The sequence below is a fragment of the Stenotrophomonas sp. STEN008 genome (assembly GCF_056760435.1).
In genome coordinates, this window is record NZ_JBRRET010000009.1 from 57,862 (window position 1) to 76,226 (window position 18,365).

An 18,365-nucleotide genomic window follows, 5' to 3' on the forward strand; every position below is an offset into this window, starting at 1 on the left:
GGTCAGTGTTCAATAACGTACTTTTTGTTTGCGTCGGCAATATCTGCCGCAGTCCCTCGGCTGAAGTGATGCTTCGACGGGCGGTTCAGGGCAGAGGCATCCAGGTGTCTTCCGCAGGTCTGGGAGCACTCGTCGGGCATGGTATCGACGCCACTGCCCAGGCGCTGCTGGTGGAGCAGGGCATGGATGGGCTGGCTCACCGCGCACGCCAGATCGATGATGCGATCCTTGGGGCGGCCGATCTGGTGCTGGCCATGGAGCGTAAGCACATTCACCGCATCACCGAGATTGCGCCGCAGGCGTCGGGCAAGACCTTCCTGCTGGGCAAGTGGCAGCAGGACCGGGAAATCCCCGATCCCTATCGCCAGCAGCGTCCTGCTTTCGAGCATGTCTACAGATTGATGGCCGAAGGCATCGAAAGCTGGGTGCGGTACCTGTAGGTCTTCACCGGGCGAACGTGCAGCAGGTCAATCGTCGATCGAGCGGATGTTGTCGTAGAAGAATCGCTCGTCGCGATCGCCGGTGATGTTGTACAGCGAATATTTGCGGCTGAGCATCGCGCCACCGTCGCGGATCAGGGGATTCCAGTTGAACGCGGCTCGTCCGCGTGTCGACCGTGGCAGGAATCCGTCCAGCGGGACGCTTATGTAGATTCCCTTGTCGAAGCTGCCTTCGCCGAAATCGCGTGCGGAAACGTTGGTCTTCGTTGCATAGGCACCCATCGTGACGCCATTGTCGAAGACGCGGGCGACGTCCAGGGTTGCGCCCCTGTCCCCGGCCAGATACTGGCCGACGGACAGCGAGCCGACGATGCGCTCGCGGGCGTCGAAACTGTAGTAGAAGGTGGCGTGCCCGGTCGTGACCTTGTAGTCGCGCAGATCCCAGCGCTGATCGAAGTCGCGTTGCTGCACGCGATTCAGGTTCGCGCTGACGGCCCATCGCTCACCGCCGGGACGATACAGCAGTTCACCGCCTACGCCGGCATACATCCACTCCAGATAACCCGCGTACGCGATGCCATAGAGATCGCGGCCCAGGCGCCCAGCCACATTGAACTGCAGATTTGGCAACACCACGTCCGAGTCCACCATGTACCTGCGCAGATCGGTGCGCACGCGCGGGAGTCGACTTGGGGCGTTGTACTTGAACTTGTCGTAATTGTTGATCAGGTTGGCGCTGACGGTTCCTGTAAGCCACATGTTGGGGCGTACGAACAGGCTTCCGGAATAATTGGCGGCAATCTGGTAAAGGATGAAACCATCCGGGCCACCGAGATTCTGTCGGTAGCCGATGTTGAAGCCGCCGCCATAGGGGCGTGTCCTGGGTTCATACAACGTCTGGCGAGTGACGTCGTCGGGAGACTGCACCTCGGTGCTGCGACGTAGCACGTCCTCGCTGACCCGACCATCCAGATAGCCCACGAGGGCACTGCGGGAGACGGACGTGTCCACGATGGGCATTCCCAGTCGCGTTGTCCGCAGCGTGAACCACTCGTACTCATCGCCCGTCGCATTGGCCAGGATGCGGCCGGCGCGTCCCAGGCCCTTGGCGTTGTGGAGGTATCGGTTCTGGTAGCCGTCCACGTAGAGCTCATCGCCGCGACGGGAGATGCGCTCGACCCGGAAGCCTGCATTCCGGGTGAGGTCGGCGCTGATGGCAGCCCAGTCCGGGCCGCCTTCTGCTGTCGTGGCGCCGGCGTCGGGCGCTGCGGTCGCCGCAACCGCGGCTGCCTGCGGGTCGCGAGGCACGATCCGTTGTGGCGGGGGATCGAAAGGCTTGGGCGCAGACACGGCATGGCCGGGATTGCCGCGCCAGGTCAGCGAGAACATCGCCGCGTCACCGCGTTCCCACGCGGCGGTGAGTTCCACGTTGCGGTTGGGGACGTAGACCAGCCCCACGTTGATGGGGGTGCGCTGTTCCAGATTGTTCCCGCGCGGCTCACGGCGGTAGTCGTTACCGTCGTACTCGACCTTGACCAGCAGCGAATCCAGCGGTGTCTGATAGGTGATGCCGCCAAAGACGCCGACCGGGCCCTTGAACATGTTGTCCAGACCAAAGCGACCGGCGTCGTTGATGTTGCTGCCCGCGATGGGGCGTCGATTCTTGAATCGATCGTCGATCGCTCCCAGCGGATTGGCGAAATCGCCGCGGTTGCCGATGTAGCCGGTCGCAAGGCCGATGGAGGCGTCGATGGGCCCCAGATTCTTGCTGGCAACCAGATATTCGCTGGAGAAGAAGCCGGTACCACCGAGGTCGCGTACACCGAAGGCAAGCTCCGGCAGCCATCGTGACTCCTGCCAGAGCCGCAGCTTGAAGTCGATCGATTTGTCCTTGTAGTTCTGGTCTCCCGCGATGTTCGGACCATAGCGGATGTTGGACACGTTGATGTAGCGGAACGTGCTCTCAAGCCAGGGGAACGGTTGCAGCGTGAGGTTGTAGCGGCTGTACGGGGAATTGTGCGAGGCCGTGAAGCTGAGGTCGCCGTCGGGCGCCATGCGTGCCGTCGGTGTCTGCAGGAGGCCGATGCCGCCCCATTCGTTGGCGGTCGGCGGAGGGGCTTCCTGCGCCTGCAACGCGGCACTCAGTGACAGGGCGAGCGCGGTCAGCGCAAAGCGGGCTGGGCGCGGCACGCGTGCACGCTGGGGAATGTCGGTCATTACGGGCTGACAGGCTGGGTGGCGATGAAGGTGGCAACGTCGTTGTTGAATGCCGGGTCGATGGATTTCAGCACCGATTCGCGCAGCGGAACATAGATCGAACCGCCAGGGGCGACCGCCTGGGGATCCGCGCGGTTCCAGAGCGCGATGCCCTGCTTCTGAACCCGGCCATCGGGTTGCACGATATAGAGCGAGTCGGGATCGGCGGCCGCGCTGGGTGGGCAGTCACGCAGATAGTCCCGCGCATCGCGCTGCGGGGAGTGGCGGACAGTACAGCTGGTTCGCACCGCGCCGAGGACCGTGATGTGATCAGGTCGCACGGGAATGCGGAGGAGATCGCCGGCCATGAGCACCGGATTGCTCTGCGGCTGCACCTGCATCAGGCGTGGCGAGATCACCGTCGGTACACGTCCGGTTGCAGCGTGCGCCTGCACCCATTGCTGGAGGGCCGCCGCGGTTTCGACGACGGCCGGATCCGCGTTGAGCTGAAGCTGCGTCAGGCCATGCAGGATTCCGGCACGCAGTCGGACCTGTTCAACGAGCGCCTGGCGGCGAAGATAGCTGCTGCCGAGCAGATAGGCGTCGGCCGCAGGCTGGGCCTGGACGACCACATCGGCCAGTCGCCGCTCCGGCTGGATGGCCTGGTCACCGGGATGGGCGACCGCACCCTCGACGCGCACGGTAGACGGTGCCTGCGCCAAGCACAGTGACGGTAGTGCCGACAGCATCAGGCAGAGAATTCGAGTGTTCATGCCTGTCATCCCTTCGGGGCACGGTAGGGCTTGAGCTGGGTGAGTTCCACGACGTACCCGGGGGCAAGATGCTGCCGGCTCTTCCAGATGAATCCGGTCGCCGGGTCCGCCCAGTAGATGTTCTGCGCGTCCATTCCACCGCCCTGGAGATGCTCGACGAATCGCTGCAGGGTGCGGGTGCGGCCGAGAATCCTGACCTCCTCGGTGGCGCCGGGTGTCAGCGTGCCGGTGACGACAACGCCGAGCTGATACGACGACATCCAGTCGTATTGGCGTTGCACCTGTGCCGGTCCGCTTAACGACGTCAGGCGGTCGAAGGGGGACGCGCCGATGATCCGCGTCTGCAACTGACGTCCCAGCCCGCTTGAGCCCAGCAGCACGCCGTTGCCGTCCAGCTCGATCACGGCATGCGTGCCGGCGTACCACTGCTGCCGGCCACCATCAACGTAGCCAAGAACGGCCACCGCGGTCAGGTCACGTGTCTCGACCAGCACCTGCGGGAAGCGATTTGCCGCCACGGTAGCGGGGCTGACCTCAACGGGCTTGTGCAGCAACAGCCGGAAGCTGTCCGCCGTTGCCCGGCTGCCGGTGGTGCAACCGGCAAGCACGAGCGCCACGGCGATCAACGCCATGCGCAATAGACGGCCTGAAGTGCGTCGGAATGAACGCACCGAGGCTGCTCCCGTGCGCGCCATGTCAGTTGTCCCTGACTTCGGTTCCGGTGCGCGCGGCCGTGTAGAGGATATTGGTGAAGGGCAGCAGCTGGTTGACGAAGCGGTTCCAGCGGCTCACACCTGCGGCGCCGACAAACACCACGTCCCCGGGCTGCAGCTTGAACTGGCTGCCAACGGCAAATGCTGTTGGTGAGCGTGCTTCCAGCTGATAGATCACCGAAGGCTCCTGCTGCAGATCGGTGCTGCCGCGGATGACGTACACCGCATTGCCATTGGCCGTCTGCTGCAGCAGCCCGCGTGCACGACCGAGCGCCTGGTTCAATGTGACGTCGCCAGTCCGGAAGCTGTACGCGCCTGGCAGGTTGACCTCGCCAACGACGAAGACCTCCTTGCGATCCAGATAGGGGATATAAATTGAATCGCCATCCTTCAGGAACAGCTGGCGCCCACCATGTTCCTTGGCCAGACTTTCAAGGTTGATGGTGTAGCTCACTCCGTCGCGGCTGAACTGGATGCCGGAAAGATCCGCCTGGGCCGCGTTCAGTCCGGCCTGGCTGATGGCATCGGTCAGGGTAAGCGGCGAGGTACCCAGTGGGACGGGCGAGGACCGCTCGGCCGCGCCGGTGACCCACACCCGCTGGCTGCCGTAGTTGAGGACCGACACATCCACCTGCGGCGATTCCACGTACTGCGCGAGTCGCCGGCTGATTTCCTCACGGATCTCAGACGGGGTCTTGCCCGCCGCCTTGACCTTCCCGATGTAGGGGTAGAACAGCGTGCCATCGCTCTGCACCAGACGACCGGCGAGCGCGCCCTGTTGTTGGGAGCCGGCGGGTACGGTGAGTTCAGGGTGATCCCAGACCGTCACGTAGAGGATGTCACCGATGCCGACCTGGTAAGGGGAAGGCTGGTAATCGAAAAGCTCGGCAGGAAGCGTCTGTTCGTTGCGAGCTGCATGCTCCTGGGCGATCAGCTTGGAGGTGATGGTGACGATTTCCAGTCGGCCATCGTCGCTGCTCTGCGAAGTGACATCACTTCGGCGCAGGTGCTGACCTGGCGCGAATGCGCAGCCGGAAACGGCCAGCACAGTGAGTGCAGTGGCGAGAATACGGAGAGGCTTCATGTTCATGTGGTGGGTTTCCGACAGGCATAAAAAACCCCCGCCGTGCATTGCCCGGCGAGGGCTTGCTCGAACAGCAGGGCGAATCAGCCGCCGGTGCCGCCGGTCCCGCCAGTGCCACCCGTACCGCCGGTGCCTGGGCCGCCCGGACCCGGACCACCGGGTTCGCCGCCACCATTGTCGTCGCTGCCGCTGCTGCTGTCGCCACCGATGCTGTAAGCCACAGCTGCGGCTGCAATGCCGACTACAGTGGTGCCAAAAATGGCAGCGTTCGAATAGCCAGCGGCTTCAGCGCCGGCGGTCACTTCGGCAGCCGGGGTCTCGGCGTCAGTGGTTGCCTGCGCGTCCTGCGCGAAGGCCATCATCGGGGAGGCGGAGAATGCCGCCAGGGCCAGAACGGCGATCGTCTTCTTGAACATGGGAGAGGCACCTACTCCGTTAGGGAAAATTTCACCCCAATCTTGCGGCGGAAGGCCCGCAGTGTCAAGCGCCGGGTTCAGTTCCCGAGGTCATGCCGCTCATGCGTGCTGCTTCGCCCCGACAGCAGCTTGGCGGCGTCCCTGATGAGATCGTGTGTCCGAAGATCCGAAATGGCCGCCGGAACCACCAGCCCCGTCACGCAGGCCAGCAACAGCACCCGGACTTTCGGCCGCGAGTGGGCGACCGATCTCCCCAGCACCGCGCAGCTTGCAGCCAGGCCCAGAGCCAGGCCGGAGATGACCTCCGATGTCGAATGCGCCTGAATAGGCAGTCGCGAATACCCGATTGCACCGGCCAGCAGAGAGCCTGCAGCGAACCAGCGAAGGTCCCTGCGTTCGCCAGTGCTCACCGTCAGCCATAGAGCCACCGGGTACACCACGCTGGACATCGCGGCGTGCCCGGAAATGCCGGTGAAGTCCAGGCGTCGGATGCCGATCCCCCAACCCATGAACGCCAGCTTCGACGCCACTGTCAGCCCGGCGGTCACGGCGATGGCGACGGCCCAGCGTCGCCTCAAGGACGATTCGCTTCGCGGCAATGCCAGCAGCAGCACCATGGCCATGGGCAGCAGCCAGCGGCTGTCGCCCAAATTGGAGAGGAAAAGCCAGAACTCGGACATCCGGTGGGACTGATGTGGGGGCGGCCAGCATACCTGCCGCCGATGGCGCGGCGATCGTCGGTGGCTTGGTCCATTCAGCTGGACGCGGTATGCTTTACCGCTTGCGCAAGGCCCCGTAGCTCAGCTGGATAGAGCGTCCCCCTCCTAAGGGGAAGGTCGCCCGTTCGAATCGGGCCGGGGTCACCATCGGTCAATTGCCCGCAGATGATCAGGCGGGTACCGCTTCTGCTTGCGGCGTGCTGTCTTCGCTGCGGCGTGCTTGCCACCCGCCACAGTGCGTTGGAAAAGGGCGTGCGGCGGCCTGGTCTGCCTTCCGCCAGGCTCACCTAGGGGCGATCCAGGTCCTCTGGCAACAGGCCAGCGAGTGCGAGTATTCGATCGTGCCTGATCTGCTGCACCCAGTGGCCCCAGGCATCCGCCGCCGTCAAGACATCGATCGAGCCGCAGGCGGGACACCTCAGTTGCACACCCCCGTGCACATCGGTGAGCCCGCACCCATGCGACATCCGTGATTCGTCCCCACATGACTTGCACTTGGCCTGCACGGAATCCAGCCGTTCGATGGTGGCATCCAGGCGCAGCAAAGGGCGGATCCGCAGGATCCGGAATGCAACAGGAGTGGTCATGTGTCTTGCCGGTCAGGGGCTGGACACGGAGGCGAGGAATTTCGCGCCGAAGAGAAGCCGAATGCAGTGACCATACAGCATGAACTGTTAAGACTCTCGTTCTTGACAGCCCTTATTTCGTTCTGGTGAGGGCCGAGGGTTCGCGAGAGGGGCGGGGAGCCTGAACATCCAGTCAGGTAAGCAAGCCGTTTTCACACAAGGCTAACTGCTCAGCGCCCAGTTTCACTGCAGCGTGACGGGTCGGCAGGGGGACTCGTGGCAGGCCTTGAGCCTGCCGTGCGCAGCGCTTCCCCCATGACCAGCAGGATCCGAATGAATCGCAATGCCGTGACGTCCGTTGGCGTCGGACCGGGCGCCGTCCCCCTGTGCTGCCGGGTGGGCCATGCCGTCTTCCCTGGACGCGCACGCCGCCCCGCCTTCCCGATCATCCCCCCGGCGGCCGGGTGATGGGGCGTTTCCAGTACGCCTTCCGCAAGGCGCGGGGCTGGCAGGCCTCCCTGGTCGCCGCCGCGTGGGCAGCGCTGCGCTATACCGTCAGCGGGGATACCGGCTACTTCCGTTCCCACGGCGGCTGGCGAAGATCACGGATCAGCCGGAAACCGGGCGAGGCCGACTCTCTGGATGACTGAGTCCGCGGGTGATTCTTGCCGGAAACGCATAGCAGTCTGCGGGCTGCATGGGTTTGCCGGGCCTACAGTGGCCCCCAATGCCGGGAGGGGTACCCGGCCACCTGCACGCCTTCGGTCCAGACGGGAGTCGCCATGCACCTGCTGATCGCCCTTGGCAAAGTGGCCGCGGTGTTCGCCTGCGTGCTCGGAATTCTTGAAATCTGCAGCCGGGTTCACCGTCGGCGCAGGGGCCGCAGCAGGCGTGCGGACAGGGAAAAACTCCCCTGACGCACTTGGCGAGGCTCAGTCCTGCCTGAGCAGCTCCACCAGTTGCCGCAGCCGATAGGGTTTGGGCAGGAACTCGACCTGTTCGGGCAGGGGAGGCAGCTGCGAACGCGCATAGCCGGAGGAGAGGATCATGCGGGCGTGCGGCTGGTCGCGCGCGACGTGTTCGCTCAGTTCAATGCCGGACATGCCATTGGGCATGCTGACGTCGCTGAACACCACGTCGAAGCGGGTATCGCCGCGCAGCAGGGCCACTGCTTCATGACCGTCGGCCGTGGTCGACACGTCGATGCCGAAATCGCGCAGGGCCAGCCCTATCATTTCGCGCAGGTCGGTCTGGTCCTCCACCATCAGCACGCGGATCGGATCATCGGTCATGGGGCGGGTTCCTCTAGTGCGGGTAACAGCAGGCTGACTGTGGTGCCGACGCCTGGCGTGGTGGAGACATCGACGAAGCCGCCGCTCTGGGTGGTGAATCCGAACACCTGGCTCAGGCCCAGTCCGCTGCCTTTGCCGATGTCCTTGGTGGTGAAGAAAGGCTCTGTCGCGCGTTCCGCCACATCGACGGGCATGCCACGCCCCTGGTCACGCACGCTCACCGTCACGTATCGGCGCTGCTGGCCAGCCTCTCCATCCGGATCAAGGCGATGCTCCAGTGCGGTGGCGATCAGCACGTGGCCGCCATCGGCCGTGGCTTCGACAGCGTTCGCGACCAGGTTCGCCAGGGCGGTCTGCAGCTGCAGCGCGTCGGTGCACACCGGCGGCAGATCGTGAGCCAGTTCCGTGCCCAGCAGTGTACCCGAGGCATGCGCGCGCCGCAGGCCCGGCAAGGACTCGACGATCAGTTCGTTGACGTCCACCGGTTCACGGATCAGGGTCTGCCCGGTGCTGAAGGCAAGCAACTGGCGGGTCAACAATGCGCCGCGGTCGGTCGCGGTCTGTGCAGTGGAAAGCAGTTCGTGGGCCCGCGGATCACTGCCCACGCGCAGCGCCAGCAGATCCAGTGCGTTGCCGATGGTGGTCAACAGATTATTGAATTCATGCGAGAGCCCACGACTCAGCCGGCCGACCGTCTCGAACTGCTGGGTCTGCCGGAGTGCACGCTGTGCGTCACGCAGCAGGCGCTGCGCCTGCCACTGTTCGGTGATGTCGCGGGTGATCTTGACGTAGCCGAGCAGCTCGCCGTTCTCCAGGACCGGCTCGATCACGATGCTGGCGCGGAACGAGGCACCGTCGCGCCGGACGCGCCAGCCTTCGGCGGAGCAATGACCCTGCTGCGCGGCCAGCCGGAGCAGGCGCTGCGGCTCGCCGGCTTCGCGGTCTGCAGGCAGGTAGAAGCGTCCGAAGTGGGTGCCGATGACCTCGTCGGCTGCATACCCCTTGATGCGTTCGGCCCCGGGGTTCCAGCTGCAGACGATGCCCTCGGGATCGAGCAGATACAGCGCATGGTCCCGCACGCTGTCTATCAGCAGGCGCAGCTGTTGGGAAGTGTCCGTCAGAGCGGACCTCGTAGAAGCGGGTGCGTCCACGTGGAAATGAGCATTACCCCTGTGAGGGCCGGAAAGCTAGGCACTGCAGTGTGAAGGATGTGTGCAGGGATTGCCCGTGCCATTGGTCGTATGCGGCTGAATACGACACGGGGTACCATCACGCACTTCTTTGCCTTCTGGAATCGCCCCGTATGCGTCCCGGTGCAACCTCGCGCGACCGCTGGATATGGATGACTGCCGCCGCATTGCTGGCCGCAACCATCGCGTTGGAACTTGTCGTGCCTCTGGGTTATGCGGTGTGGCTGGCCTACTTCCTGGCCGTTGGCGTGACGGTGTTCCAGCGGAGTGCACGCGCACCGTTCGTGGTCGCGGTGCTGGCCTGCGCGCTGCTGATGGTGGGCTATCACATTGCCCCGGCAAGCACGAATTCGGCGTTCTCGCTGGTGAATCGCACCATCGGCGGTGCGGCCTTCCTGATGATCGCGCTGATCGTGTCCCGCGCCATCCAGGCGCGCCGGCAGGCCATGCGCGCCCTGTGGCTGCAGGAGGCGGAGAACGCCGTGGCCATGAGCCTGCGGGGAGACCTGGGGCCGGAGCAGATCGCCGAGGCGGCGGCGACCAGCCTGGCCTCGCAGCTGCAGGCCGATGTCGGCGCCGTGTACCGGCTTGAGGGCGGCCGCCTGCAATTGACGGGCGGACTGGCGTTGCCGGCCGGCATGCCGGCGTCGCTGGCACTGCAGGAGGGGCTGGCCGGACAGGTCGCGCGCGACCTGCGCACCCGCCACCTGCAGGGCGATGAGGCCTCGGTACTTGAACTCCAGAGCAGCCTGGGGCGGGTTCCGGTGCGTGAGCGGATCCTTGCACCGATCACCAGTGACGGTGCCGTGGTCGGCATCGTCGAGCTGGGTCGATCCAGCGTCGGCGAACAGCGTGATCTGGACCGCGAACTGCTGGAGCGCTGTGGCGACACCATCGGCATGGCCCTGCGGGCGTCGCTGCTGCGCGCGCAGCTGGTCGTGCTGCTGGAGGAGTCGCAGCGCCAGGGAGAGGAGCTGCAGGCCCAGCAGGAAGAACTGCGCGTGGCCAACGAGGAGCTGGAAGAGCAGAGCCGCAGCCTGCTGCAGTCGCAGACCCATCTGGAACAGCAGCAGGCCGAACTGGAGCAGAGCAACGTACAGCTTGAGGAGCGCACGCACGAGCTGGAGGCGCAGAAGCAGGCCCTGCTGGTTGCGCAGAGCCAGCTGGTGCGCAACAGCAACGAGCTGGCGGCGACGTCGCGCTACAAGTCCGAGTTCCTGGCCAACATGTCGCACGAGCTGCGTACGCCGCTGAACAGCTCGTTGATCCTGGCCAAGCTGCTGGCCGACAACAAGGACGGTACGCTCACCGAAGAGCAGGTGAAGTACGCACGGGCAATCCTGTCGTCGAACAACGATCTGCTGGCGCTGATCAATGACATTCTCGACCTGTCGCGCATCGAAGCCGGGCATGTCGAACTGAGCGATGAAGTGGTCGCGGTCGACAGCGCGCTGCAGCGGCTGCGCGAGACCTTCGATCCGATCGCGCGGCAGAAGGGGCTTGCCCTGGAGATCAGCGCCGATGCGCTGGCGCCGGGTCAGCTGGTGGTGGACAGCCAGCGCCTGCAGCAGATTCTGAAGAACCTTCTGGCCAATGCACTGAAGTTCACCGAGCACGGCAAGGTCAGCCTGCAGGTGCGTCCCGGCGGCAGTGGCCGCATCCGCTTCGAGGTCTGTGATACGGGCATCGGCATCGCGCGCGAGCAGTTGCAGGTGATCTTCGAGGCTTTCCGCCAGGCTGATGGCAGTACCCGCCGGCGCTATGGCGGCACCGGGTTGGGCCTGTCGATCTCGCGCGACCTGGCTGCCCGCATGGGCGGTGAAATCCAGGTGGACAGCGAACCGGGGCGTGGCAGCTGCTTCGTGCTGGAGCTTCCGCTGCAGGGCGCCCCCGTGTCCGCGCCGGAGCCGGGAGCGGAGCCCGCCCACGTGGCCACTCCGGCAGCGCGTCCGGTGGTTGCACAGATGGCGCCCACTGCGCCTGCGCCCCCGCCCGCAGCTGCCACACACGTTCCAGATGATCGTGGCCGGCGGCAGCGCATGGGACGCCTGATCCTGGCGGTGGAGGACGACGTGGCATTCGCCGAAGCGCTGGTGGTGCTGGCGCATGAACTGGACTTCGACTGCGTGGTTGCCGGCACGGCAGAGGAGGCGCTGGCGCTGGCTGCCGAACTACGGCCGAACGGCATCCTGCTCGACATCGGCCTGCCCGACGTGTCAGGTCTGAGCGTGCTGGAGCGTCTGAAGCGCAACCCGGACACGCGGCACATCCCCGTGCACGTGGTCTCGGCGATGGACCGCAGCCAAGTGGCCCGTGAGCTGGGCGCGATCGGCTATGCGATCAAGCCGACCACGCGCGAGCGGCTGGCGGCGGCCATCGAGCAGCTCGAGCAGACCAGCCAACGCGATGTCAGGCGCCTGCTGATCGTCGAGGATGACAGCGAGCTGAGGCGCAACCTGGAGCTGCTGCTGGGGCGTGATCAACTGCAGATCGTCGCCGTCGGCACACTGGCCGCAGCGCTGGAGCAGCTCAGCAGTGTCACGTTCGACTGCATGGTGATGGATCTTTCCCTGCCGGACGGCAGCGGTTACGACCTGCTTGAACACATGGCCGGCAATGATGACGTCGGCTTCCCGCCGGTGATCGTCTACACCGGACGTGCGCTCAGCCGCGAGGAAGAACAACGGCTGCGTCGTTATTCCAAGAGCATCATCATCAAGGGTGCGCGCTCTCCCGAGCGCCTGCTGGACGAGGTCACCCTGTTCCTGCACAGCGTGGAGGCGAGCCTGCCCACCGATCAGCAGCGCCTGCTGCGCGAGGCGCGCCGGCGCGACACCATCCTTGATGGGCGCACCGTACTGCTGGCCGAGGATGATGTGCGCAACATCTTCGCGCTGTCGAGCGTGCTCGAGCCGCTGGGTGTCAACCTCGAGATCGCGCGCAACGGCCAGGAGGCGGTCGATCGGCTGGCGCAGCGCGAGGTGGACCTGGTGCTGATGGACATCATGATGCCGGAGAAGGATGGTCTGACGGCGATGCGCGAGATCCGTGCGCAGCGCCACCTGCAGGATCTCCCGATCATCGCGTTGACCGCAAAGGCCATGCCCGATGACCGCGAGCGTTGCCTGCAGGCCGGCGCCAACGACTACATCGCCAAGCCGATCGATGTCGACAAGCTGGTTTCGCTGTGCCGGGTGTGGTGCTCGCGTCAATGAACGAGCAGGCCTTGTTCGACCTGGAGCTGAAGGTGCTGCTGGAGGCGATCTATCAGCGCTACCACTACGACTTCCGCAGCTACGCGGTGTCGTCGCTGCGACGGCGCATGCGTCAGGCCATGCAGCGCTACGAGTGCCAGAAGCTGTCGGACCTGCAGCATCGCCTGCTCCACGAGCCGGAGCTTTTCACGCAGGCGATGCAGTTCTTCACCGTGCAGGTCTCGGAAATGTTCCGGGACCCGGCATATTTCCGCACCCTGCGCGAGCAGGTGGTGCCGGTGCTGCGCACCTATCCTTCGGTGAAGCTGTGGGTGGCGGGCTGCAGCACGGGCGAGGAGGTGTGGTCGTTGGCGGTGCTGCTGCACGAAGAAGGGCTGCTGGAGCGCAGCATCGTCTATGCCACCGATATCAATCCCGGGGCCCTGGTGACCGCCGAGGCCGGCGCATACCCGATCGATCGCCTGGCGCAGTTCAGCCGCAATTATCTGGCGGCGGGGGGCAGGGCGTCGTTGTCGGACTACTATTCGACGGCGTATGACGGGGCCGTGTTCGACCGTCACCTGCGACGCAACATCATGTTCGCCGACCACAGCCTGGCGACGGACACGGTGTTCTCCGAGGTGCACCTGGTGTCGTGCCGGAATGTGCTGATCTATTTCAACCGGGACCTGCAGGACCGGGCCGTGGGGTTGTTCCGGGAAGCGCTCGTGCATCGTGGCTTCCTCGGCCTGGGCAGCAAGGAGTCGCTGCAGTTCGGTTGCCATCACGACGCGTTCGACGTGTGTTCGCGCGAACATCGGCTGTACCGGAAGGTCGCCTGATGAATGACGCCGGTCTGCCGGAGGTGATGGTGGTCGGTGCATCCGCTGGCGGGGTCGCTGCCCTGCAGGCCATCGTGCAGGCGCTGCCGGCGGGCCTGTCGGTGCCGGTGCTGGTGGTTCTGCATGTGCCCCGTGACCGCAACAGCCGCATCGTCGAGGTGCTGGCGCCGCATTGCGCGGTGCCGGTGCGCGAGGCGGAGGACAAGCAGCCGATAGAGCGCGGTACGGTGACGTTTGCGCCGCCGGACTATCACCTGCTGGTGGAAGACCGGTCCTCGGTTGCCCTGTCGATCGATCCCCCTGTGCTGTATTCGCGTCCGGCCATCGACCCCCTGTTTGAATCGGCCGCGGCGGTGTTTGGTCCGCGCGTGCTGGCACTGCTGCTGACCGGCGCCAGCAGTGATGGCTCCGAGGGCGTGGCGGCAGTGCGCGAGGCGGGAGGTCGCGCCTGGCTGCAATGCCCCGAAGAGGCCGAAGCTTCGATGATGCCGGCCTCGGCCCTGCAGCATGCCGGCGCCGATGCGGTGCTGCCCCTTGAACTGATGTGTCGCCGCTTGAAGGAGTTGTTTTCATGAACCTGTTGCCACCGGACCCTGCGCAGGCCCAGGCCCCGGTCAACCTGTTGATCGTCGATGACGTTGCACAGAACCTGGTGGCGATGCAGGCACTGCTGCAGCGCGAGGGCGTCAACCTGCTGCTGGCCAGCTCCGGCGCCCAGGCGCTCGAACTGCTGCTCGAGCACGAGGTGGCGCTGGCGCTGCTGGATGTGCACATGCCCGAGATCGACGGCTTCACGCTGGCGGAACTGATGCGGGGCTCGCTGCGCAGCCGCGACGTGCCGATCATCTTCCTCACCGCGTCGCCGGATGATCCGGTGCGCGCGTTCAAGGGATACGAAACCGGCGCGGTGGATTTCCTGCACAAGCCGGTGGCGCCGCAGGTGATCCTCGGAAAGGTCAATGTGTTCATCGAGCTGTACCAGCAGCGGCAGCTGCTGAAGGTGCGCAACGAAGCCCTGGAGCGCGCGCTGAAGTTGAACGAGACCATGGCCGCGGTGCTTACCCACGACCTGCGGACGCCGCTGTCAGCCATCCTGCTCTGCGCGGACAAGCTCAGCCTGGAACTGCCTGCGGGCAATTCCGCTGCACAGCAGACATTGCAGCACCTGGAAGCAAGCACGCTGCGCATGGCACGGATGGTCGAGCAGCTGCTGGACTTCTCGCGCATCCGCAGCGGCGGCCTGCGATTGCAGACCACGACCTGCGACCTCGACGCCCTGGCCCGCGCGGTCATTGCGGAGGCGGGCAGTGCCCACGGACTCGAGCGGATCCGCTTCCAGGCGCAGGGCGATACCGTCCTGCAGGGCGACATGGACCGGTTGGGGCAGGTCGCATCGAACCTGATCGGCAACGCACTGACGCATGCCGGCGAAGCGCATGTCCAACTGGACGGGCGTGACCCGCAGCGGGTGGTGTTGCGGGTCAGCAATGCCGGCCACATCGACGCGGCGCTGCTGCCGCGGCTGTTCGAGCCCTTCAAGGCCAGCTTCCACCAGAGCAAGGGCCTCGGCCTGGGGCTGTACATCGTCGATCAGTTCGTGCGCGCTCACGGCGGTCGATTGACCGCGCGCAACGACGCAGGGCAGGTCGTGCTGGAGGCAGCACTGCCGCGGCGGTGCGGTGGACCGGACATGGCCTGAACCTGAATTCTTCAGCAAGCGGGGCGCAGCGTTATGACGGGCTCATCCGCAACTGCTACCGTGGCTGCACATCTTGCCAGGGAAGCGCTATGCCATTGCGAGCCATCGCCTACGTCAGCCAGGCGCTGCCGGATCTTTCCGCAGATCGCCTGCAGGCGCTGGTGGACGACGCCGCCCGTTTCAACAAGCTGGCTGGCGTGACCGGGGTGCTGCTGCATGATGGCGGGCGCTTCCTGCAGTACATCGAAGGGCCGCCGGATGGCATTGATTCGGTGTATGAGCGCATCCTGCAGGCCGGCAGCCATGCCGACATCGTCGAGCTGGCGCGCAGCAGGCTTGGCCAGCGCCAGTTTCCCTATTGGGCGATGCGTGTCCTGCAGGTGGAGGCGTCCATGCTGCATGGACTCACGGTGGGCGACTGGGCCGGATTCAGCCGTGCGCTGCAGGGCGACCGCGCGGCGCCGACGGCGGTGGACCTGCTCGCCGATATCGTGCAGCCGGCGCTCCACGCCGGCTGAGTCGCGGCAGGGGCGCCGGGCTTCACCGCTGTCTCACCCTGCATGCGCTGAGATTGGACCTCCAGGGCATGGAAGGGGGCAACATGGTACGGATGAAACTCACAGGGGCCGCGCTGCTGGTGGCGGCCCTGGCAGGCGCTGCAATGCCTGCCTTGGCCTGCACACGTGCGGTCTATCTGGGTGACAACGGCGATGTGATCACGGCGCGGTCGATGGACTGGAAGGTCGATGTGGCGACCAACCTGTACGTGTTGCCGCGCGGAATTGCACGGACCGGCGAGGCCGGGCCGAAGTCGTTGGCATGGACTGCACGGTACGGCAGTGTGGTGGCCACCGGCTACGACGTGTCGACCACCGATGGCATGAACGAGAAGGGGCTGGTCGCCAATCTGCTATGGCTGGTGGAATCGGAGTATCCGCAGCAGCGCGGCAGCAAGCCCGGCCTGGCCATTTCATTGTGGGCGCAGTACTTGCTGGATAATTTCGCGACAGTCGCAGAGGCCGTGGCGGCGCTGCAGCGCGAGCCGTACTCCATCGTCACCGACAAGGTGCCCGGCGAGGACCGGCAGGCGACCCTGCATCTCTCTCTGTCCGATGCCAGCGGCGACAGCGCGATCGTGGAATACATCGGTGGCCGTCAGGTCATCCATCATGATCGCCGCTACCAGGTGATGACGAATTCGCCCATCTTCGAGCATCAGCTTGCGCTCAACAGCTACTGGCAGCAGATCGGCGGCACGGTGATGCTGCCGGGCACCAACCGATCGGCCGACCGTTTTGCACGCGCGTCGTTCTACATCAATGCGATTCCCAAGGCGGAAGACCCCGTGGTGGCACTGGCCAGTGTGTTCAGTGTGATCCGCAATGTCTCGGTGCCGTACGGAATCACCACGCCGGGCGAGCCCAATATCTCGTCCACGCGTTGGCGCACCGTGGCCGACCACAAGCGACGCCTGTACTTCTTCGAGTCCGCGATGACGCCGAATACGTTCTGGGTGGACCTCAACAGGATCGACTTCGGTGGCAAGGTGCTCAAGCTGGACCTGGGCAAGGACCAGCGCAACACCTTCTCCGGCGATGCGCTGGAGCATTTCGTTCCCAGCGCACCGTTCACCTTCCTCGGTGTCGGGAGCTAGTTCGACGCCTGGGTCGCGGCCGGGTAGACCGCCTGGATCTGGCAGCTGCCGCGGGTGTACAGCGGCAGCGGCCCCAGGCCGCGCTCGTCGCCGGGCTCGAACTCGGCACTGAGGATGCGATCGCCGGGATTGCCGCAGATCAGGCCGTTCTGCAGCCCGGACTGGAAGCTGACCTGAGGCGCGCGGTCCAGCTGGCGGCAACTGCCGCCCAGTTCGACGCGGTAGTAGCGGTGGCCGCCATTGCGGCGTGGATTGGTCTCCACCAGCAGCCCCTGCTGATCGGAGGACCAGGCACGGACGTTGCGGGTTGCGAAACAGTAGGAGGGCGATCCGCCGAAGCTGCGGCGCTGCTCGCGCCGCTCGCTGATGGTCACCGCAGGCAGGGTCGCGGTGCTCAGGCGGTCACTGTCACGGGCGACAGTGGCGTAGTCGCGGTTCTGCACTGGACTGACCGCGCTGACCGCGCAGCTGTGCCCGTCCACGACAACGCGTTCGCTGGGGCGGCCGCAGGCCCAGCCTGCCGGCGCTTCCAGCTTCAGGGAGGTGGCCGCACGCACGTTCGGGCAGTCTTCGCTGAAGTCGATCCGGTAGGCCTGGCCGGACGCGGCGCGGACGGCGATCGAGCGCGGCGAGGCCTGCTCCACCTCCTGCACGCCCACGGCGTCGAGGCAGTGCGGTGCCGGCGCCCGGCGTTCCTGCCCGCTGGCGGTGACGGAAAGGGACAGGCCGATGCTCGCGGCCAGAGCCAGGGAAACCTGTCGATATGCCATGACCTGCACTCCTTGCTGGATAGACGGCCCGACTATAGCAGTCAATTGCACCGCCGGTGTCAGGCGCGCAGACTTGCCGAATGGGCGCCATTTTCCACCTCCGGCACTATGGCCAGGCCACCGGCCTGGATCGCCACGACTACGCGCAATGGGTGCTGCCACTGCAGGGCGAGCTGCAGTTCGAGCTGGAAGGGCGGGGCGGCCGGCTGGACCTTCTGCAGGGCGCATTCGTGGCCGCCGGCGAGGCGCATGACCAGATGGCGGAGGGTCCGAACGGTTTCGTGATCGTTGATTGCGGTCCGGATGTTCTGGACGACGACACGCAGGAGCACCTGTGCAGGCAGCGGTGGCTGCATCTGCCGCTGGCCCTGCGCCAGGGGCTGGCCGAGGTGCGGCAGGGGCAGCCGCTGCCGTTGCTGCTGCCTGCCTTGCTGAGGGTGTTTGCACCGGCAGGCAGTGGCGCGCGCATGCAGGGGCTGTGCACGGCGGTACAGGCCGACCCGGGGCAGCCCTGGCCGGTCGCGCGCATGGCGGCATTCGTCGGCGTCAGCGAAAGCCGGCTGCATGCGTTGTTCCAGCGCGAATTCGGCTTGAGTCCGCAGGCCTGGGTCAGTGCCTGCCGCCTGCGCTGGGCCAAGCACCAGCTGCGGACCAGTGCGCTGCCGATCAGCGAGATTGCGCTGGCCGCGGGGTATTCCGAACAGAGCGCATTGACCCGAGCGCTGCGCCGGGAGAGCGGCGTAACCCCTGCGGCCTGGCGGCGGGGCAGCCTCTGATCCATGGCGCTGCGGGAACGCCGCCGAGTGCGTCCGGCGCT

19 protein-coding genes and 1 tRNA gene are annotated in these 18,365 nt (G+C 65.6%); 11 read left to right on the forward strand and 9 right to left on the reverse strand.

Annotated elements, in window-relative coordinates; translation table 11 throughout:
• The first annotated feature begins 5 nt into the window (after window positions 1–5).
• The gene (locus ACVOME_RS06875) at window positions 6–440 is read left to right on the forward strand and encodes a low molecular weight protein-tyrosine-phosphatase (protein ID WP_053516763.1); all 435 of its coding nucleotides are present in this window, start codon (window positions 6–8) and stop codon (window positions 438–440) included.
• A 27-nt stretch (window positions 441–467) separates the two neighbouring features.
• Here the strand turns inward: ACVOME_RS06875 and ACVOME_RS06880 are convergent, their stop codons facing one another.
• From ACVOME_RS06880 to ACVOME_RS06905, 6 genes are all read right to left on the reverse strand, one after another.
• Window positions 468–2,657 (reverse strand): YjbH domain-containing protein, encoded by a 2,190-nt coding sequence (locus ACVOME_RS06880; RefSeq protein WP_065182715.1) that lies wholly within the window; start codon window positions 2,655–2,657, stop codon window positions 468–470.
• Window positions 2,657–3,337 carry a capsule biosynthesis GfcC family protein gene (locus ACVOME_RS06885; RefSeq protein WP_053516761.1) on the reverse strand — a complete coding sequence of 227 codons (681 nt, stop codon included), beginning with the start codon at window positions 3,335–3,337 and terminating at the stop codon, window positions 2,657–2,659. The genes ACVOME_RS06880 and ACVOME_RS06885 overlap by 1 nt, the downstream gene beginning before the upstream one ends.
• A 77-nt stretch (window positions 3,338–3,414) precedes the next feature.
• Window positions 3,415–4,041, reverse strand: coding sequence for a YjbF family lipoprotein (locus ACVOME_RS06890; RefSeq protein ID WP_164152426.1), 627 nt, complete (start codon window positions 4,039–4,041; stop codon window positions 3,415–3,417).
• A 64-nt stretch (window positions 4,042–4,105) separates the two neighbouring features.
• A complete protein-coding gene (locus tag ACVOME_RS06895; RefSeq protein ID WP_180875995.1) occupies window positions 4,106–5,206 on the reverse strand; it encodes a polysaccharide biosynthesis/export family protein in 1,101 nt (366 codons plus the stop codon).
• An 83-nt stretch (window positions 5,207–5,289) separates the two neighbouring features.
• Window positions 5,290–5,622, reverse strand: a complete 333-nt coding sequence (locus tag ACVOME_RS06900; protein WP_053516758.1) for a hypothetical protein — start codon at window positions 5,620–5,622, stop codon at window positions 5,290–5,292.
• Between the two features lie 77 nt (window positions 5,623–5,699).
• Window positions 5,700–6,302: a phosphatase PAP2 family protein gene (locus tag ACVOME_RS06905; protein WP_481504879.1), complete on the reverse strand. Its 603-nt coding sequence runs from the start codon at window positions 6,300–6,302 to the stop codon at window positions 5,700–5,702.
• A 109-nt stretch (window positions 6,303–6,411) separates the two neighbouring features.
• Here ACVOME_RS06905 and ACVOME_RS06910 point away from each other — a divergent pair.
• The 3 genes from ACVOME_RS06910 (at window position 6,412) to ACVOME_RS06920 (ending at window position 7,824) form a co-directional block, all read left to right on the forward strand.
• Window positions 6,412–6,488: transfer RNA gene (locus ACVOME_RS06910), tRNA-Arg, on the forward strand.
• 886 nt (window positions 6,489–7,374) lie between these two features.
• Window positions 7,375–7,557 (forward strand): hypothetical protein, encoded by a 183-nt coding sequence (locus ACVOME_RS06915; RefSeq protein WP_053516755.1) that lies wholly within the window; start codon window positions 7,375–7,377, stop codon window positions 7,555–7,557.
• Between the two features lie 132 nt (window positions 7,558–7,689).
• Window positions 7,690–7,824, forward strand: coding sequence for a hypothetical protein (locus ACVOME_RS06920; RefSeq protein ID WP_258012811.1), 135 nt, complete (start codon window positions 7,690–7,692; stop codon window positions 7,822–7,824).
• Between the two features lie 15 nt (window positions 7,825–7,839).
• Here ACVOME_RS06920 and ACVOME_RS06925 read toward each other — a convergent pair whose 3' ends face one another.
• Window positions 7,840–8,199, reverse strand: coding sequence for a response regulator (locus tag ACVOME_RS06925; protein ID WP_481504880.1), 360 nt, complete (start codon window positions 8,197–8,199; stop codon window positions 7,840–7,842).
• Complete coding sequence (locus tag ACVOME_RS06930; RefSeq protein WP_111186547.1) at window positions 8,196–9,350, reverse strand: two-component system sensor histidine kinase NtrB; 1,155 nt, start codon at window positions 9,348–9,350, stop codon at window positions 8,196–8,198. Before ACVOME_RS06930 ends, ACVOME_RS06925 begins: the two co-directional genes overlap by 4 nt.
• A gap of 152 nt (window positions 9,351–9,502) precedes the next feature.
• Between ACVOME_RS06930 and ACVOME_RS06935 the strand changes: the two genes are divergently transcribed.
• The 6 genes from ACVOME_RS06935 to ACVOME_RS06960 all read left to right on the forward strand — a co-directional run bounded on the left by ACVOME_RS06935 (window position 9,503) and on the right by ACVOME_RS06960 (window position 16,778).
• Window positions 9,503–12,604 carry a response regulator gene (locus ACVOME_RS06935; protein ID WP_481504881.1) on the forward strand — a complete coding sequence of 1,034 codons (3,102 nt, stop codon included), beginning with the start codon at window positions 9,503–9,505 and terminating at the stop codon, window positions 12,602–12,604.
• Window positions 12,601–13,425 (forward strand): CheR family methyltransferase, encoded by an 825-nt coding sequence (locus tag ACVOME_RS06940; RefSeq protein ID WP_481504882.1) that lies wholly within the window; start codon window positions 12,601–12,603, stop codon window positions 13,423–13,425. Before ACVOME_RS06935 ends, ACVOME_RS06940 begins: the two co-directional genes overlap by 4 nt.
• Complete coding sequence (locus tag ACVOME_RS06945) at window positions 13,425–14,000, forward strand: chemotaxis protein CheB (protein WP_053516743.1); 576 nt, start codon at window positions 13,425–13,427, stop codon at window positions 13,998–14,000. Before ACVOME_RS06940 ends, ACVOME_RS06945 begins: the two co-directional genes overlap by 1 nt.
• Window positions 13,997–15,124 (forward strand): hybrid sensor histidine kinase/response regulator, encoded by a 1,128-nt coding sequence (locus tag ACVOME_RS06950; RefSeq protein WP_053516742.1) that lies wholly within the window; start codon window positions 13,997–13,999, stop codon window positions 15,122–15,124. The genes ACVOME_RS06945 and ACVOME_RS06950 overlap by 4 nt, the downstream gene beginning before the upstream one ends.
• Window positions 15,125–15,213: 89 nt before the next feature.
• Window positions 15,214–15,642 carry a BLUF domain-containing protein gene (locus ACVOME_RS06955; protein WP_065182710.1) on the forward strand — a complete coding sequence of 143 codons (429 nt, stop codon included), beginning with the start codon at window positions 15,214–15,216 and terminating at the stop codon, window positions 15,640–15,642.
• 83 nt (window positions 15,643–15,725) lie between these two features.
• Window positions 15,726–16,778, forward strand: a complete 1,053-nt coding sequence (locus ACVOME_RS06960) for a linear amide C-N hydrolase (RefSeq protein ID WP_481504883.1) — start codon at window positions 15,726–15,728, stop codon at window positions 16,776–16,778.
• Here ACVOME_RS06960 and ACVOME_RS06965 read toward each other — a convergent pair.
• Window positions 16,775–17,548: a DUF6491 family protein gene (locus ACVOME_RS06965; protein ID WP_065175574.1), complete on the reverse strand. Its 774-nt coding sequence runs from the start codon at window positions 17,546–17,548 to the stop codon at window positions 16,775–16,777. The two genes, ACVOME_RS06960 and ACVOME_RS06965, sit on opposite strands and share 4 nt — an antisense overlap.
• Window positions 17,549–17,628: 80 nt before the next feature.
• Here ACVOME_RS06965 and ACVOME_RS06970 point away from each other — a divergent pair, with 80 nt between their 5' ends.
• Window positions 17,629–18,324 carry a helix-turn-helix transcriptional regulator gene (locus ACVOME_RS06970; RefSeq protein WP_053516737.1) on the forward strand — a complete coding sequence of 232 codons (696 nt, stop codon included), beginning with the start codon at window positions 17,629–17,631 and terminating at the stop codon, window positions 18,322–18,324.
• The last annotated feature ends 41 nt before the right edge of the window (window positions 18,325–18,365 follow it).